Raw genomic sequence first — 17,856 nt, 5'->3', positions numbered from 1 at the left:
TTCTTTATGTCAATTACACTTTTACTGTTTTTCGGTTAATCCCGTAATCACGTAATTTATTAGCTACCGCGGTGTGACTTAGACCCAATCGCTTAGCTAACTGACGTGAGCTTGGATAAGCTGGGTAGAGTTTGCGAAGTAAGGTCGCTTCAAAACGTTTAACAGCTTGATCTAGTGAGCCTTCAAAATCAGACTCTAAATACCCTAAATCATGGGTAAAAGTTGGTAACTGTAAATGCTCTACGCGAAGCTCGCTATCATCTAGTAACGACACTGCACGGTAAATTGCATTTTCCAGCTGACGAACATTTCCTGGCCACGGATACTCTTGTAAAAAGCTCAAACACTCTTGTGATAAAACAGGAATTGCATGACCATTTTGTTGCGCATATTTTTGAATAAAATGCTCTGCAAGTGGTCCTACATCTGCTTTTCTATCTCTTAGTGGTGCTATTTCTAAAGTAAGCACGTTTATACGGTAATATAAGTCTTCTCTAAAAACCCCTTCTTGTACCATTGCAGGTAAGTCTTTTTGAGTAGCGGCAACAATACGTACATTTACTTTAACTTCGTTCTCATCGCCTACTTTTCTAAACGTACCATCTTGTAAAAAACGCAGTAACTTAGTTTGTAGTTGAGTCGACATTTCGCCAACTTCATCTAAAAATACAGTTCCACCATCGGCTTGCTCTAATACACCGCGCTTGGGCGCTGCATTTTCTTCGTACCCGGCATAACCAAATAACTCAGACTCAGCAACATCATCAGGAAGTGAAGCACACGACAGTGCAATAAAAGGTTTAACAGAACGATTAGATGCATAATGGCAAGCTCTAGCTAATAACTCTTTACCTGTTCCTGTTTCACCAGTAATCAAAATAGGGGCTTCTAGTTGCGCCATTTTGCGTGCTTCGCGCACAACTCGGCGCATTGCCGTACTAAAGTTATGAATAGTAGCGAAGCTTTCTTGCCCGTAACGTCTAAATGCACTGACTTGCTGCCCTAACCTACTTTGCGATTTAATGTTAATAACCGCACCAGCAAGCACATCACCTTCACTACCTTGAGGCACTGCAATTGGCAAAATGTCTGCAATAAAATCCTCACCAGCAACTTCAACGCGAGTGGTTTGTCCGAGTACTTCTTTACCTTCTAACCAGCGTGTAAAGTTAAAGCCTTTAAGCAGGTTATTAATATTTGCACCAATCACGTCTTTTTCAATTAGCTGTAAGTCTTTACATGCTGCATCGTTACATAAACGCACCCAACCTTTGGCATCAATAGAGATAACCCCATCAGGCAATGCACGTAGTAAAGTATTTAATTCGTTGTGTTCGCGCTCAGATGGTAAAAATGCAGTGGTACGCACATCATGTACACCGTCGATTAAACGTATCGATGGCATAATTTTTTGGAATTGTTCAAATTCAATTTCGGGAAAACTAACGTACATACGACAATTTACAGAATCGACTTCAATTCCTTTCAAATCAACGCTGTAGTTAACTAATATATTAAGGATTTCTTGAGCAATACCAATTCGATCAGCACAGTGAATATCTAGACGCATACATCCTCAAAGAAGGAAAAACTATATTAGCCGAATAATACGCTAAGTCGCTTTGAGAAGGTAGTTTATTGTAAACATTTTTGGACAAAATAGCTTTTAGAGCCAAAGGGTGGGATGTAATTAAACGAAGAAAAACAGCACTGATATCTATATTTAACTATACCAGTGCTGTTTATTAAATCTTATTATGAGACTACTTACCTTGTGGGTAAGCTGACCAATCACCACCATCTAATTGTATGAATGGTCGTTGGTTAACATACATCATTATTGTGCCTTCATTTTCAGCAACTTTAGGTGCTTTAGGTAGGTTTTCAAGTAAATTAGCAACACTATTATTCCCACCAAACACATCAGTTTGCAGTGCCTTACTTACCAGCTCTGAAAGCGCAAAGTAACTTGTTGAATCATCAACCACAATTTGCGAGTAGTTTTGTACATCAGGACCTATAAATTTAATTGCTACAGGTACCGACACAATTGCTGGACTAGGGATTTCACGTAATCCTGCAAACTGTACTTTATCACCTTTTAAATTAGCGCCGTGTTCAGGCACTATCATTAACATAACGTTGCGACCACGCTTTTCTAATTTTTTTACAAATTGGTTAATATCAGCAAACAAGTTTTTATGTCTGATTGGGTATGTCTCTTTACTATTCACCCTTGGTTGATTCTCTAGCTGATTACCGTCATGTAAACTTGTGGTGTTGTAATACATTGCACACGGCTTACAATCATCAGCTTGCTCTAACCAACCATCCAGCACAGCTTCATCTGAGTAAATAGGGCTATTATCAAAACCTCGAAGCGCCACTGGCATTGAATCGATATTAAATGGCGTGCTATCTAGGCCACCGTACTTATTTATTAAACCTTTAAACTCATCAAAATGTCCGTCGTGATTCATCACAACATTATTTTGATAACCTAGTTTCTCAAGGTTTTTAAACAAGTGGCATTGTTCAGGTGCCTCTTTAAATAATGCTGTTTGACTAGTTTGCCCACAACTAGCGCGCAGCAGTCTTACCGCAGCTGGTCCACTGTATGATGTAGCCGAGTTAAAGTCTGAAAACACCACATCAAAGTCTTTATACATATCAGTAACACTTACACCAATGGCATTTAAATCAGCAACAGCCATTGAGCATATGTTCAAAATAATTACATCAAACAGTTCACCATTTACTTGGTTCGGAAAGTGACTCATTAATAAGCTTTGTTGTTGATAAAAATCAGCTAATTTTTGATCAGGAGATTGTGCTGCCTGAGTGATCACTTGTGTTTGAGGATTACTTTGACTCTGTGTAACCGGCTCAGGGTTAGCCACATTATTAACAAATTGTGATTGAGAGTTACCCCCTTGCCATCCTACAACTAACAGCCCAACGATAGTGACTGTTGTAAAGCGTATCCATTGCGATGTATACCAAAAACACACACTAATTACGAACAAAGCCAATAACATATCAATGTTAATAACACGGGTTAATAACTCAATAAAGTAACCAAAACTAAAATCTTGAACGTTACCCGCTTGTTTAGTCAACCTGTTTATTGGTGGCAACCATGAGTCTTGGTAAAGTAATACCACAGCAAACACAGCACCTACTATATGTTTTGCCTTCTCTATTAATGGCTGTTTAAATTTAATCGCAAGCAATGCAGCAAAAGCCGCATTAGTTAATACGTTAAAATCAATTGCACCATAATAAAACAGAGCAAACTTAACTAAAAAATAAAGGTTCCAAACCCCTAAACCTGATAATTTCACTTCTTATCCTTTTTTACTGTATTTGGTGTATAAGGCTCTAGTACTTCATGTTTAAAAGTAAGCTTATAATAATATTTTGTTATTTGAGATAAAATGTATTTGCCTAGCATACAAAGCACCGCGCCAAGCACCATTGCAAGAAACACGGTAATTAAAAGCTGATTCATACTCATAAGTTATCTCTTAATTTCATTATAAAAGGCTTAGCATCTGGGCGGCTTTTGCTAGAAAATTCAGGTGTGTTAATATTTTCAGTAACGCTGTTTGCTATATCAGGTGCAAATTTATAGCTATCATTCTCGGCAAGTTTTTGCGAGAAATCTACAACACTCTTACCTTTATAAAAACGCCTTAATTGTTTACATTCTTGTTGAATGTAAAAGTGATCAGAAATTACATTTTGCTGTACAAAAAAATCGCTTGTTTTTAATTTAAACAAATGCTTAATCGCATTATCAACGTCATTCTCTCTACAAGCATGCAAATATAAATAAACTGTATTATCTGCAATACTAAATACATCACCTTCGCGTTTAATATGAAATAAATGCAAAGGGTGTATTGGGTCGATTCGTGGCAGTAATTCAAGCTTTACTAGCACACCACTCACACCTAAATTAACGGCTGAGTCACTATGAATTTCTACTTGTTTTGTAAACTCAATGAAAGGTAAATATCCTTTCGAAAAAGTGTTTTCAGTGTATTTCAATACGTCCTCAACTGAGGGAGGTAAAGGCCTAGAAAACTGAAAACCTTGAATAGATTGAATTTGTGAGAGCAACCGAGAAGGCTCTGAAAAGCTATATAGAATAAGGTTTACACCCAATGTTAAAAATAAACATTCATCTTGATGGCGAATAACACCATCAACATTTTGAATAACAAGCTTTAACCAGCGCCCACAGTTTTTTCTAAGTTCAAAACACTGCTTACCTAATAACGCTAAATCAGTGTAGCGCGTTACTGCAAAAATTAAGGTGGCTGCTTCTACCTTTGGTCCTTTATTAAATAAGTCATTATTATCTTTTACACTTTTATAGTGCATTGGTAATTTAGTACCTTCGGGCACCGCACTTTGCACAAGCCAAACATCGTCTTCATCGGAAAAGTCTGAACTTTTAGGTGCTTTGCTCTCGCTTATTATTCCCTTTTGAACAACAAACTGATTATTACTTAATAATAACGGGTAATGTTCACCAGCAATAACACCCGTGCTATGGCGCCAATAATCATATTCAAGAACTCGCATTGCAGAATCATTATCAACAAAAACCAGCCCATCAAATACATTATTTAATCGTCTAACTAAAAAACGGTAGTTAGCAATATCAGGCCCAGATATTAAAAATAGTAATGTAGCTCCGGTACGACGAACAAAATCGTTGTACTCATTCATCATCAGTTTCAAGCTTTTTTCGCCAGCGCTGTTTAACTGTGTTGTATTAAAATGGACAAAAATGAGCGCTTCGTTTAGACGTTTATAAGCACTTATCTCTTTTATAATACCTGAATTGATTCGCTCAATTGAATAGTGTTGTGTTTCTGGGGCCAACGAAAAAGGATGTACTCGATTATGTTCATAAGCATAATTTAACGATGCAGAAAAAGAAGAATCAAAAAATGATTCAGCCTCTTGAGAAACTATATATATATCATTAGCCAAACTTTGGTTAATTGAATGTAACGCTAATTCGATTGCAAAATTGTCTAAAGGGGCTAAAACAGCATAACTTGAAGCCGATTTTAACTCTTTTGCAGCAGGCTCTAATCCCGTTATGTTAAAGTTATGCACTTAAAATGCCCTATAAAAAATACTTTTTTACTAGTTTTAACCGTTATTCTATATATAATAGCCAAATATTGTCCACTTTTAATCAAAATAATTAAAGTAACTGTAAAGGTAAAGATGAACAACTTAACATCTAAAAACTCACAAACGTTAACATCGAGTGATATAGAAAACCTTACACTGCGTTTTGGTGGAAAGAGTGATGACTACATAGAAATAGTAAACAAGCAGCAAAATAATAATACAATTAATAAATATGCATTGCTTAAAGAGATAAACAACGAACTAAACACATACACTAGTTAAACTAAGGATAGGTAACCCCGTTGCAAAGAGTTTTCATTAAAGGTATCAAAGGCGGTTTAGGCAGTACTTCTGTAGTTGCCAATCTTGCATGCGTGCTAAAAAAGTCTGACGTTGACGTTGTTGCTATCGATTTAGATGCAAAAAGTGACTTAGGTTTACATTTTGGTTTACCGTGGAAATACACCAAAGGCTGGAGTAATGAAGTGCGCTTTGAAGATGCACTTACGCATTTTCACCAAGATAACGATGGCATTATATTTTTACCATTTGGTGATAACGACGACACTAGCACCGATAACATCACTAAAATGGTCAATAAATGCAAAAACCTAAATTATAACAACGAAGCCTGGATACTTTTTGACTGCCCTTCACATATTAACCTTTCTCACTACCCATTAGAGAAAGACGATATTGTAATTGAACTTGTTAATTGCGACGCTATTTGTCACAGCTTAATTTATAGGCGCCTGCAAAGACTTAAAAATTCAGATACCAATTGGAAACATTACTTTTTAGTTAACCGCTATAACTCTGCATCAACGCTAGAATTTGACTTATTTTCCCTATGGCAATCGACACTTCCCCTTATGGCTCCCTTTTTTATTAATAGTGACGAAGTTATTAAAGAGTCAACCGCATACAGAAATGTAGCACTTAATTGCGCGCCATATAGTGTCGCAAACGATGACTTTGAAACACTAGCTGGTTGGCTAGTTAGTAAAGCGGCCTTATAAAATGAGCATTACACTATTTTATCAGCGCCCTATTCACAGCACTTTATACTTGCTGCTGAGCATTTTATTTACTGATAAGTTAGTTCGGTACATTTTATTCAAGTTTCATAGCTACTTTAATCAACATAAAGTAAATGTAATTGAAGCTTTCTCAATGCCTTTTATTACGCTTTTAAGCTCGCTATTTATAAACATTAAACAGCATAAAATCAGCTTTGAGTTTACCCTTTATGACTACTACCCTCATTTAAGGTTGCCTTACCGAACCTATATTTACTCAAATATATTACGCTTTATTATTCAAAGTGTATTTTTAGTGTTTTTCAAAAACCAGCTTAAATCTAGTTCAGTAAAAGAAGATGCAGTTAATTATTTCTATGATGGCGTTAGCTACCTTTTAAGGCAATTACGTTGGTTTGATTTAAAGTTAGGTAAATTATTAAAACGCCTACTATCAAAAAACAAAAAAGGCCCTAAAAAAAGTGCATTTAAAGCCATGGCTGATGCACGTGTATGGCAAAATAAATTAGTTAAATACGTCATCCTCGCGTTTATTTTATTTTTATTAGCAATATTCATTACAATTCCTTTTAGCTTGGAAGCTCAAGCCGTATTTATAAGCTTTATTTTATTAGTTGCGTATGCACTTAAACGAGTAAAAGGCCAAATGGCAACCATTGTCATGATCACCTTGTCAGTAACTACCTCTTCTCGTTACTTATGGTGGCGTTACACTGAGACTTTAAACTGGGATGATCCGCTTGCACTTGCACTAGGTGGCGGTTTACTACTTGCTGAAACATATGCATGGCTTGTACTGATTTTAGGTTTTTTTCAAACAGTTAATCCGCTTGAGCGAAAACCAGTGCCTTTACCTAAAGACACTGACCTATGGCCAACTGTTGATGTATATATTCCAACTTATAACGAGCCGTTAAGCGTTGTAAGACCTACTACTCTCGCTGCTTTAAGTATCGATTGGCCTGCAGACAAGCTAAATGTTTATATATTAGATGATGGTAAGCGCTCAGAGTTTAAGGATTTTGCAGCCGAGATTGGAGTGGGTTATTTAGCGCGTTCGGATAACAATCATGCTAAAGCCGGTAATATGAATAGCGCTATGCGTTATACCGATGGCGAATATATCGCAATTTTTGATTGTGACCACGTTCCTGCTCGCTCGTTCTTACAAATGACAATGGGACAGTTTTTAAAAGACAGTAAAGTGTGTTTGGTCCAAACACCGCATCACTTTTTTTCTGCCGATCCATTTGAGCGAAATCTTAATAATCACAGTCAAATCCCTAACGAAAACATGTTGTTTTATGGACTGATTCAAGATGGTAACGACATGTGGGATGCAACCTTCTTTTGTGGTTCTTGCGCCGTATTAAAACGAGAAGCGCTTGATAATATTGGTGGTTTTGCATTTGAAACAGTAACTGAGGATGCTCACACGGCCCTTCGTATGCAGCGCGCAGGTTATAAAACTGCATATATAAACATCCCACAAGCCGCAGGCCTTGCAACCGACAGCTTGTCAGCGCATATAGGCCAACGTATTCGCTGGGCGCGTGGTATGGCACAAATATTTAGGCTTGATAATCCATTGATGGGTAAAGGTTTAAGCATTCCTCAACGATTATGCTATATAAACGCAATGTTGCATTTCCTTTCGGGTATTCCTCGTATTGTATTTTTAACAGCTCCTTTAGCGCTAATATATTTTAATGCCTACATAATTTATGCTCCTTTTATTGCTATTTTTATCTATGTGGTACCGACACTAATTCAAATAAAAGCGACTAACTCACGTATTCAAGGTAAATACCGTTACTCTTTCTGGGGTGAAGTGTATGAGTCAGTACTTGCTTGGTACATACTAAAACCAACTACCGTTGCTTTATTTAATCCTAATAAAGGTAAATTTAACGTAACCGAAAAAGGCGGTTTAAATGATGAAGAGCATTATGACTGGGGGATTTCTAAACCGTATTTAATTCTCTTACTTATTAACTTACTTGGAATAATAGTGGGTGTATTACGTCTGTTTTTAGGTGATTCAAGCCAGATTGGCGTACTTATAATAAGTATGGGTTGGGCTTTTTATAATATTATTATTTTGGGTGCTGCGGTTGCGGTTGCTGCTGAGGCTCGCCAAGTGAGGCACTCGCATCGTATAAAGGCAAACTTTCCTGCCGGCGTTCGTTTAGCAAATGGTCATACTTTAAAAGTAAAAATAACGGATTATTCAGATAACGGTGTAGGTATAGAGACTGAACACGCACATTTATGCCGCGTTAACGATAAAATCGAATTATTAATGAGTCGCGGTAACAAGCAATTTTCGTTTACAACTTATGTATGTAATACCCGTAAAAAACAAATTGGCCTTACACTTAAAGATTTATCTCTCGAAAAGCAAAGAGCTTTTATACAATGTACTTTCTCCAGAGCAGATGCTTGGCTAGATTGGCAAAATAACTTTAGACATGACCGTCCATCGTATAGCTTCAAAGAAGTGCAAAAAACCAGTTTACGGGGCTTTAGTAATTTATTGTTTCATGCCCCAAGAGCGTTACAACCTATAATTAAGTTTATGACTAATACTGTCATTTACATAAATTCATTTACTCCAAAAAAACCGATAGTGCATAATAATTATGATTAAAAAGTTACTTAATACATTTCTAACATTGTTACTTATTAGTAGCGCATATCAAGTGCTCGCTATCGAGCCTATGCACGACAAAACTATGTTTGTAAATGGCTACCCTGAGAGCGCTCAGGTTTCTAGTTTACGTCTTAGCTTTGAAAAGTTAGGGTTCAACGACTATAAACTCGACGGCGTGAATAATAATTCTCGAGTCGATTTCACAAATAGAATTGATAAATTAAGCACTAATCTAAAGCTTAACTTTTCGTACACCAACTCACCTTCATTGCTGGCTAATGTATCGCATTTAAAAGTTTATTTTAACGATAACTTAGTTACTGTTTTACCTATTAATGAGCAATTAAGTATTGTAAAAAATACGGTAAGTCATAGCCTAGACCTAAATGCTAAATACATTCAAGACTACAACCAAATTCGCTTTGAACTAGTTGGCTACTACGACTTACGATGCCAAGATTACTTTAGCCGCTCAATTTGGACTGAAATAAACAAATCAAGCCACATCACGCTTGATCAAAAACAGTTAGCAATTGATAGCCGCCTTGAATATTTACCAGAACCATTTTTTGATGCTAAAGATTACAACAAATTAAACTTACCTTTTGTATTTGCAAGTACACCTAATACACAAGCAATAGAAGCTGCAGCCACTTTATCTAGTTGGTTTGGCGCACAAGCTGACTGGCGTGGCGCTAACTTTCCAGTCGTTTTAAATAAAGCACCAGAGCAGCATAGTGTGGTGTTTATTACTAATGACTCAAAACCTGATTTTTTAAAAGATTATCCAGATGTTGAAAAGCCAACCGTCGAGCTAATTTCAAGCCCTATTCACAGATACAATAAAATGCTGTTAATTTTGGGGCGTGATGAAAAAGACTTAAAAACAGCGGTCACTGGTCTTGTGTTTGGTCATAAAATTATGACTGGCCGAAGTGCAAGCATCGAAGCAATTAACAAACTCCCACTGCGTAAAGCTTATGATGCGCCGAGATGGCTAAGAAACGATCGTCCCGTGCACTTTGACGAGCTTATTGACTACCCAACTCAGTTACAAGCTGAGGGTCTTAACAACGGCCCTATAAAATTAAATGTTCGTTTTGCACCTGATTTATTTACTTGGCGTGAAAAAGGTATTCCTATTACTTTGCAATACCGTAATACGCCAGAGAGCGAAACATTAAATTCACGTTTAAACATGTTAATAAACCAAGAATTTATAAGTGGTTTTTTACTTGATAAAAAAGACACATCGTTAACTACCGCTAAAACGTTGCTGCCTTTAATTGCTAATACAGACACAACGCAAAGCGCTGAAGACTTTTCATTAGACGGTATTAATCTTGCCAGCCGAAATGAGTTAAATTTTGACTTTAGATTTGCAGTACTTAAAAAAGGCGAATGTGCCGTTGCTCCACCTGGTGGCGAGTACGGGGTAATTGATGGAAACTCTAACATTGATGTAAGTGGGTTTGATCATTACATGGCTTTACCTGATTTAAATGTATTTGCAAACAGCGGATTCCCATTTACAAAATACGCAGACTTACAACAAACTTTAGTATTGATAGATGAAGTTCCATCACCTAAAGCACTATCTGTATTGTTTAATTTAACAGGCCACTTTGGTGCTATTACAGGCTACCCCGCTCATAGAATAAGTGTTGCTCATTTAAACGAAGATGCCAACTTAGATGATAAAGACATCTTAGTAATCGCAAAACCTAATAGCATTGCTAATAACTTAGATGAAGATGCGCAAACCAATATCCTGCTTGATAATAATCAGCGCGCTATAAAACAAGCCATATACAATGGTGCTTACGATGAGCAGACAACAGATAAAGTCCAAGTAAGTATAAAAAGTAGTGGTGATATGGCCGTTATTACTGGCTTTCAATCACCGTTTGATTCAGAGCGTTCAATTGTATCGCTTAGTGCAACATCACAAAAAGCCTTTACTCTACTTGATGATGCGTTAATGAGTTCAGAAGCTCTTGCGCAAATTAAAGGCAGTGCTGCGGTCATAAATTCTCAAGGCATTAAAACAATTAAAACTGATGAGCAATATTTTGTTGGTCACATTCCTGTGCATACCCTAATTTGGTTCCATTTATCGGATCACCCATTTGTACTGGCACTATTGTCTATTTTAACACTACTGTTGATCTCATTTATAATATGGCGATTACTGCAAGCATTAACATACAAGCGATTAGCTGAAGGAGATAAGTAATGAAGTCACTCATTAATGTATTTTTTACCGTGATTGCATTATTTACCTTTAATGCCAATGCACAAATAGAGCAATGCCAACCATGGGATGCATGGCAAACGTTTAAAAGTAACTTTATAAGCCAAGATGGTCGCGTTATTGATTTGGGGAGTGAGCAAAAAGTCACAACCTCTGAAGGCCAATCTTATGCCTTATTTTTTGCTGTTGTAGCAAATGACAAAGCAATGTTTGACTTAGTGCTTGATTGGACGCAAGAACATTTATCAGAAGGTGATTTAAGCACTCGTTTACCGGCATGGCAATGGGGTGTTAACAATCAAAATGTTGGCGGAATTTTAGATTCAAATCCAGCGTCTGATTCTGACTTATGGATAGCATACAGTTTATCGCAAGCTGCTATTCTTTGGGATGACCGCCGCTACAGCATATTAGCAGCCGTACTTGCACAGCGGATAATGCGTGAAGAAACCGCCTATATTTCGGGCTTAGGTTTATCATTACTACCCGCCCCTACTGGTTTTGAATTTGATAATGAGCGTTTTAAGTTAAACCCAAGCTACTCACCGTTATTTATTTATCAGCAGTTTAAAAAGCTTTATCCACACTCGCCTTGGCATCAACTGCACGAAGGCTCAGCAAAGTTGATTTTAGATACAGCAAAGCAAGGTGTTAGCCCTGACTGGGTAATGTTTGATGCAAATAACGGCTTTTATTACGATAAAAAAACGAGCGACTTGGGCAGTTACAACGCTATTAGAGTGTATTTATGGGCAAGTATGATGGCAGACAACGCACCTTATAAAAAAGAGCTATTAGCGCAATTTAACCCTTTTATAGAAACAATTAATAAACGTGGTTACGTGCCTTTAAATACTTTTGCTAAATCAGGAAAATCTGAAAAAAGAGGCCCTCTAGGCTTTAACTCAGCTCTATTACCTTTACTAGCGACTAATAACGATAATTCTACAGTAATGGCGATCCAGCAAAAACTAATGATTGATAAATCATTTACCCAGACTCGTTATTACGACAGCGTACTTAACTTGTTTGGTACAAGTGCTTTAAATAAGCGTTTTTCAATTACAGCAGATGGGACGCTACAACCGGTATGGAGCACTGAATGCCGTTAAGGTTTGCCCTCGCTTGCACATTAGCGCTTAGCTCTGGATTAAGCGCTAACACAGTCAACGATATTGATACGCAATCTGTTGATTGGTTACTAAGCCAAATAGGTATTGGTGAAGCACAGCAAAATAAAAAACTAGTTGAAGATAGCTTACGAAAGCTAGTCGCTATTGCCCCTGCCCGCATAGAAACACAGTGCGCGGTAGCGCGTTATGATTTTGCCAATGGCGAATCAGCGAAAGCCAACCAATTACTAAGTAAAATAGATAATGGGCTTACCAAACAAGCTCCGTGCGTTGAAAAGCTAAAAGTCCTTTCTCGTACTGAAGGAAAAGACAAATCTTCAATTCAGCAAGCTAAATTATTGGCTCGCGCGGGTCGTTATGAACAAGCTCGCGAAATCTATAATAATATTTTTAAAAACGTCTACCCTACATTAGATTACGAGCTTGAGCATTTAAGCTGGTATGGACAAGATAGCTCCCAATGGGAAAGTGTTAAAAAAGGCTATAATAAATTAGCTCAAAGCTACCCAAGTATTGCGCAGATAGAAATTGCTTATGCCCGTCACCTACTTAGACGTAATCTGACAGATAAAAAAGCGATTGATATTTTAAGTAAATATGGCGCAGGCCCTACTTTTATTAATGAAGTAGAATATATTTGGCTTAGTGCTTTGCTAGAAATGCCCTTAACGGATGATACAGTTAAGCAGTATCAGCGCTATTTCACTCTTTATCCCTTTAGTAGTAAAGGTGAATTACAATACCAAGATTTTCTAAAAGATTATAAAAAACGTCAAACACTTCTTGCCGACCCCGCCTATCAGCTTTGGGTTAGGGGCGATAGATTACTTGAGAAAAATAAACTTGCTGCCGCAGAGCCTTTACTTTTAAAAGCTTTAAGAGGCCGACCGCAAGACGGCGCTATAATGCGAAGCCTTGGCACACTCTATTTACGCCTTGGTGAAAACCAAAAGTCGTATCAATATTTTACTCGTGCACAAAAGTACACAACTGAGTTCGCTGAACGTGAAACACTACAAGAATTAGCAAAAACAGCTAAGCTTTGGCTTTATATACGCGAAGCTAAAAATGCCATTAATAATAAAGAATTTAAAACGGCTAAGCTTAAGCTTGATTTAGCAGCCACCTTAGAACAAGAAACTAATACAGTAATATATAACAAAGGTTTATTACAATTTGCTCAAGGGCAATATTCACAGGCTGCACTTACATATCAAATTGTTCTAAGAAGTGATCCACTTAATAGCAGCGCTTTAATAGGTCTACTTGAAATAGCTGAATTAGAGCAGAATGAAAAAGCCCTAACCTCTTTTTACAACAGTTTATCGTTTAATCAAAAGAAACTAATTAAAGAATCTTATTCTGTATCTTTAAGTAGTCAGTACCGCGCAAAGGCAAATACGTTTGCACAGTCGGGAGATTTAGAGCAAGCCGAAAAAGTACTAAAAGACGCTATTGAAATAGCGCCAGAACAGCCTTGGTTATACTACGATTTAGCCTTTATATACCAACAAAAGGGGCTGACAGAAGAGGCCCGCGCTTTATTTAATAATGTGCTGTGGCAATTTCCGTTAAACCCTCAGATTCGTTACAGCCACGCGCTTTTTTTACGCTCTCTTGATGACTATCAAGGTGCTATTAAAACATTGCAGTACATTCCATTTAAATCCAGAGATAAAGACATTATTGCGCTTGAACAGCAGCTGCAACTTAATGAGTCTTTAACACAAAGTGAGCGCCACCTTGATGCTAAAGATAAAGCCACTGCAATCTATCATTTAAGCAACCTAGAGGCACAAAATTTAACACCCGCTATGCAGGCAGAGTTATCGCGAAGCTGGTATCGAATTAATGAAAAAAAACACGCTATAAAACTTATAAACAAAGCACTGGAAGCTGAGCCTTCTCTTTCTGCTTATTGGCATACACTTTATGGTGAGTGGCTTTTAGAGCAAGGTGATGAAAATAAAACGAAGCAATGGTTTGAAAAGTACGTATTACCAGAGAGCGCAACTGAAAACGAAACAACTCAATATGTACAGCTACAAAATAGCTATATTACTCAGTATTACAATGGTAGTGATTTAATCGCTAAGCTTAACCAGCTGGATCAAAAATATAAACATACTCCAGCAACAACTACTGCCCTTATTAATGCAAATTTAGCACTTGAACAACGCGAAGCGGCCGTTATTTTGTACCAGCAAAAAGTACAAAATAAACAAACCATTGAGCCTCAAGCACTACTCGCTATTGCTAATGCATACATAGAACTTGGGGACGACTTTCAAGCAAAAGAAGTTACGCAAAAAGCGATTACGCAAACCACATCGCAAGAAGGTTATTTGCAACGCCAAATCATGTCATCTCTCAATGAGTTTAATTACTCAGGGGATGCACTTTACTTAGCTAAGCAACTTGTTGAAAAGTCACCCAACGATCAAGAACTACGTTATTTAGGCGCTCAAGTAGCCAGCAAATTCAACGAAACCGAACAAGCACAATCTTGGTACACGCAAACCCTATTTCCTAATCGTACATTAAATGAAAAAGAGCTTTACGGAGCGCTTTCAAAAATAGATGAAAACGATGAATGGTATGTAAACGGTGCTAAAAGAGAGCTAATAAACGAGCAAAACAAAAACCAAGCATACATTGCTATTGGTGTTAACTTTAGTGGGCAAACAAGCACCGAAAGCGAAGCAACACTTGGTGCGGGCTTAGTCCCGATTGAAGCTTACTTTCCGCTTTGGCAAGGCCAAGGGTTTATTAAAGTAGACCCAACTACTATTAGCGCACAAACAACGCGCTTTGATGAGCAATTTGCTGGCAGCCGCTATGGACAAGGTGCACTGTGTATTTTTACCTGTTCAATCGATGAAGTAACACCTGAGGAAAGTGGTGTAGATATAGGTATTGGTTGGCAAAATGAAAACTGGCGTGTAGATGTAGGCACTACCCCACTTGGCTTTTTAATTGAAGACATTGTATGGGGTGTAAATTACGCAGACAGTTTTGGCGACTTTGGATACAGCCTAGAACTTGAAAAACGCCCAGTTACGAGCTCAGTACTTTCTTATGCAGGTCTTAAAGATGTAAAAACAGGTGAAGTTTGGGGTGGTGTTCGCTCTACAGGCCTAACTGCTAATGTATCACACGACTTAGGCGGAAAATGGGGTTTTTGGTCAAGCGCCGACTTTACCCTATATAAAGGCCAAAATGTAAAAGACAACCAACGCTATCGTATGATGGGCGGTACTTATTACCGTGTAATTAGCAATCAAGAGCGTGAATTCACCGCAGGCGCTAGCTTATTACATTGGGCATACAAGTATAATTTAAGTGAAGAAACATGGGGTCATGGTGGTTATTACAGCCCACAAAACTATGTAGGTTTATCTGTGCCACTCACTTATGACGCGCGTTGGGGAGATGATTTTGTTTATCGATTAAAAACCGGTGTTTCGTACTCGCAAACAAAAACTCAATCTATTGATTTCTTCCCTAATGATGGCGATTTGCAAATAGCTGCATATGATAGAGAGTCAATAACAGGTGTTGATCCTGTATTTGAAGGTGAAACAAGTTCTGGTGTTTCATATAATCTTGAAGGTAGTTTTGAGTATAGAATAACGCCGAATTGGTTCTTTGGTGGTTACTTAGCCATCGATCGTTCTGACTTTTACGAACCAAATTTTGGTCAGCTTTATATACGTTACTACTTTAATCCTGTGTACGGAACACTTGAGTTTCCAGGCACCCCTATTGTTCCTTATGCTGAGTTTTAACTTGGCATAAGGTGATACACCGCGAACACTTCCCCTAGCACTAAGGTATATGTATACTTGAGCGCAATTGTAACTAGGATAAGGGTGTGTCTCTTACCTTGTGGTGTTACTGCCATATAGCAAATCATTATCTTAGCTACAAATAATATACTGATGGTCGAGCATTTTAGTGGTTACAAATTCTAAAATAGCTAAAGCAAAAAATTATAAGGCCATTACAACAATTCTTAAAGTTAGGAAGTAAATATGAGTTCAGCTCCAGATAGTGGTTGGTGTGGCCACCCTAAAGGACTTTCGACATTGTTCTTCACTGAAATGTGGGAACGAATGAGTTATTACGGTATGCGAGCTATGCTCGTATTATTCATGACAGCAAGCTTACAAGAAGAAGGCCTTGCCTTTACTGTTGCCTCAGCTGCTGCAATTTATGGTTTGTATACGGGCGCAGTATACTTTTTAGGCTTACCTGGTGGTTGGCTAGCTGATAGATTGTTTGGCGGTCAAAAAGCAGTATGGTATGGCGGCATAATTATTATGATTGGCCATATTATTTTGGCTATTCCACATGATTATTCTTTCTTCATTGGCTTAATATTTGTAGCAACAGGTACTGGTTTGCTAAAACCAAATATCAGTGCAATGGTAGGCCAACTATACAGTGATACAGATGAGCGTCGTGATGGCGGTTACGCTCTTTATTACATGGGTATTAACATGGGTTCTTTAATCGGTTACTACGTATGTGGTTACTTTATGGAGAACGTAGGCTGGCACTGGGCATTTGGTGCGGCAGCTGTCGGTATGGCCATTGGTTTAGTTCAGTACAAACTCACACTTAATAACTTACCAGAGCACAGCGCTTTACCTGCTAATCCACTTGGTCCTAAAGGTACTTCACGTGCATGGATTGGTATTGCTGCATTTGTAATTGCAGCTGCTGCAGTTACTACGGCTGCAATGACCGGCGCAATTGTAATCAATCCAACAGTGGTTGCAGGTTACACAGCGATTGTATTTACTATTATCTTTTTTGTTTATTTTGGTGTTATTTACTTTACAGGTAAATTAACCGATGCCGAAAAACAAAGAATGTGGGCACTATTTTTAGTCTGTATTGCTTCTGCATGTTTTTGGTCTGGCTTTGAACAAGCCGGTTCTTCATTAAACCTATTTGCCCGTGATTACACCGACCGATTTATTGGTACGTTTGAAATCCCTACAACGTGGTTTCAATCATTAAACTCACTGTTTATTATTGCTTTATCGCCATTTTTTGCAGCACTTTGGATTAACTTATCTAAAAGCTTAGTGTCACCTAGCTACAGCGTTAAATGTGCAATTGGCTTAATTATCATGGCATCTGGCTTTTTAGTTATGTTTATGGCGGCTCATTACGCAGCTGAAGGTTTAAAAGTAGCGCCTTACTGGCTTGTTACTACGTACTTTTTACATACAGTGGGTGAGCTTTGTTTAAGCCCTGTAGCGTTAAGTGCTGTAAGTAAGTTATCGCCTAGACGTTACACAGGTCAAATGATGGGTGTATTTGTATTAACTTACTCGATTGGTAATATTATTGCGGGTTTACTTGCTGGTAATTTCGATCCGAATAATGTTTCTGAAATTCCTAACTTATACTTACAAATTGCATTATTTAGCATTGGTGTTGGTGCTGTCTTAGTACTAATGACCTTTAAAGCTAAAGTATGGGAAAAACAAGGGTTAGAAGAGAAAGTCTCTTAATTGTTGTTTATTTTAATATAACAACATAACCTAAACATTCCTCCATAGCCTCTATGGGGGAATTTTTTTATTCAACTTTGCCCTGCCCCCG

10 protein-coding genes are annotated in these 17,856 nt (G+C 37.7%); 7 read left to right on the top strand and 3 right to left on the bottom strand.

Annotation, left to right across the window (positions count from 1 at the left end; all coding sequences use genetic code 11):
• Positions 1–13: 13 nt before the first annotated feature.
• The 3 genes from tyrR to bcsE all read right to left on the bottom strand — a co-directional run bounded on the left by tyrR (position 14) and on the right by bcsE (position 5,136).
• On the bottom strand, positions 14–1,570 hold the full coding sequence (gene tyrR / locus I6E82_RS10690; protein WP_010555118.1) for a transcriptional regulator TyrR: 1,557 nt from the start codon (positions 1,568–1,570) through the stop codon (positions 14–16).
• Positions 1,571–1,763: 193 nt separating this feature from the next.
• Positions 1,764–3,344 (bottom strand): cellulose biosynthesis protein BcsG, encoded by a 1,581-nt coding sequence (gene bcsG, locus I6E82_RS10685; RefSeq protein ID WP_024607285.1) that lies wholly within the window; start codon positions 3,342–3,344, stop codon positions 1,764–1,766.
• 169 nt (positions 3,345–3,513) lie between these two features.
• Positions 3,514–5,136 (bottom strand): cellulose biosynthesis protein BcsE, encoded by a 1,623-nt coding sequence (bcsE, locus tag I6E82_RS10680; RefSeq protein ID WP_024589431.1) that lies wholly within the window; start codon positions 5,134–5,136, stop codon positions 3,514–3,516.
• 114 nt (positions 5,137–5,250) lie between these two features.
• On the opposite strand from bcsE, the gene bcsR reads away from it, so the two are divergent.
• The 7 genes from bcsR (at position 5,251) to I6E82_RS10645 (ending at position 17,765) form a co-directional block, all read left to right on the top strand.
• Complete coding sequence (gene bcsR, locus I6E82_RS10675; protein ID WP_007581346.1) at positions 5,251–5,439, top strand: BcsR/BcsP family cellulose biosynthesis protein; 189 nt, start codon at positions 5,251–5,253, stop codon at positions 5,437–5,439.
• A 20-nt stretch (positions 5,440–5,459) separates the two neighbouring features.
• Complete coding sequence (bcsQ, locus tag I6E82_RS10670) at positions 5,460–6,176, top strand: cellulose biosynthesis protein BcsQ (protein WP_165721319.1); 717 nt, start codon at positions 5,460–5,462, stop codon at positions 6,174–6,176.
• 1 nt (position 6,177) lies between these two features.
• Positions 6,178–8,847: a UDP-forming cellulose synthase catalytic subunit gene (gene bcsA, locus I6E82_RS10665; protein ID WP_101217796.1), complete on the top strand. Its 2,670-nt coding sequence runs from the start codon at positions 6,178–6,180 to the stop codon at positions 8,845–8,847.
• Positions 8,840–11,086: a cellulose biosynthesis cyclic di-GMP-binding regulatory protein BcsB gene (gene bcsB, locus I6E82_RS10660; protein ID WP_182682245.1), complete on the top strand. Its 2,247-nt coding sequence runs from the start codon at positions 8,840–8,842 to the stop codon at positions 11,084–11,086. Before bcsA ends, bcsB begins: the two co-directional genes overlap by 8 nt.
• Positions 11,086–12,216, top strand: a complete 1,131-nt coding sequence (gene bcsZ / locus I6E82_RS10655; RefSeq protein WP_010555125.1) for a cellulose synthase complex periplasmic endoglucanase BcsZ — start codon at positions 11,086–11,088, stop codon at positions 12,214–12,216. Before bcsB ends, bcsZ begins: the two co-directional genes overlap by 1 nt.
• On the top strand, positions 12,207–16,025 hold the full coding sequence (locus tag I6E82_RS10650; protein WP_197117860.1) for a cellulose synthase subunit BcsC-related outer membrane protein: 3,819 nt from the start codon (positions 12,207–12,209) through the stop codon (positions 16,023–16,025). The genes bcsZ and I6E82_RS10650 overlap by 10 nt, the downstream gene beginning before the upstream one ends.
• A gap of 246 nt (positions 16,026–16,271) precedes the next feature.
• The gene (locus tag I6E82_RS10645; RefSeq protein ID WP_007581335.1) at positions 16,272–17,765 is read left to right on the top strand and encodes a peptide MFS transporter; all 1,494 of its coding nucleotides are present in this window, start codon (positions 16,272–16,274) and stop codon (positions 17,763–17,765) included.
• Positions 17,766–17,856: the final 91 nt, after the last annotated feature.

The sequence above is a fragment of the Pseudoalteromonas sp. NZS11 genome, from assembly GCF_015864765.1.
Lineage (GTDB): Bacteria > Pseudomonadota > Gammaproteobacteria > Enterobacterales > Alteromonadaceae > Pseudoalteromonas > Pseudoalteromonas arctica.
This window is presented reverse-complemented; position numbering and strand designations above follow the sequence as displayed.

What these genes read in the sequence shown, in the direction of transcription:
- bcsA (WP_101217796.1), top strand. Translation starts at nt 6,178, where the DNA reads ATGAGCATTACACTATTTTATCAGCGCCCTATTCACAGCACTTTATAC.
- bcsZ (WP_010555125.1), top strand. Translation starts at nt 11,086, where the DNA reads ATGAAGTCACTCATTAATGTATTTTTTACCGTGATTGCATTATTTACC.
- tyrR (WP_010555118.1), bottom strand. Translation starts at nt 1,570, where the DNA reads ATGCGTCTAGATATTCACTGTGCTGATCGAATTGGTATTGCTCAAGAA.
- I6E82_RS10645 (WP_007581335.1), top strand. Translation starts at nt 16,272, where the DNA reads ATGAGTTCAGCTCCAGATAGTGGTTGGTGTGGCCACCCTAAAGGACTT.
- bcsR (WP_007581346.1), top strand. Translation starts at nt 5,251, where the DNA reads ATGAACAACTTAACATCTAAAAACTCACAAACGTTAACATCGAGTGAT.
- I6E82_RS10650 (WP_197117860.1), top strand. Translation starts at nt 12,207, where the DNA reads ATGCCGTTAAGGTTTGCCCTCGCTTGCACATTAGCGCTTAGCTCTGGA.
- bcsB (WP_182682245.1), top strand. Translation starts at nt 8,840, where the DNA reads ATGATTAAAAAGTTACTTAATACATTTCTAACATTGTTACTTATTAGT.